Raw genomic sequence first — 487 nt, 5'->3', positions numbered from 1 at the left:
TGACGGCGGAGACCTCCGCCGCGTGCTTGAGGAGGCCCGCGATGAAGGAGCGGCCGACCTTGGAGAGCTGGTACTCGGAGCCGGACTCGTAGAACGCGTTGCGGTCGCCCTCGAAGAGGGAGAGGTGCGTGTGCATGCCCGAGCCGGGGTGCTCGGAGAACGGCTTCGGCATGAACGTCGCCTGCACGCCCTGCTCCAGCGCGACCTGCTTCATGACCAGGCGGAACGTCATGATGTTGTCGGCGGTGGAGAGCGCGTCGGCGTACCGGAGGTCGATCTCCTGCTGCCCGGGCGCGCCCTCGTGGTGGGAGAACTCGACGGAGATGCCCATCGACTCCAGCATGGTGATCGCCTGGCGGCGGAAGTCCATGCCGATGTTCTGGGGCGTGTGGTCGAAGTAGCCGGAGTTGTCGGCGGGGGTGGGGCGGGACCCGTCGAGGGGGCGGTCCTTCAGGAGGAAGAACTCGATCTCGGGGTGGGTGTAGAA

At 67.1% G+C, this 487-nt stretch carries 1 pseudogene; it reads right to left on the bottom strand.

From position 1 onward, the window contains the following. Positions 1 to 487: pseudogene (locus AOK24_RS50520) on the bottom strand (glutamine synthetase); the annotation flags it as partial.

Origin of the sequence: Streptomyces niveiscabiei (genome assembly GCF_001419795.1) — a bacterium.
Taxonomy (GTDB): domain Bacteria; phylum Actinomycetota; class Actinomycetes; order Streptomycetales; family Streptomycetaceae; genus Streptomyces; species Streptomyces niveiscabiei.
This window is presented reverse-complemented; position numbering and strand designations above follow the sequence as displayed.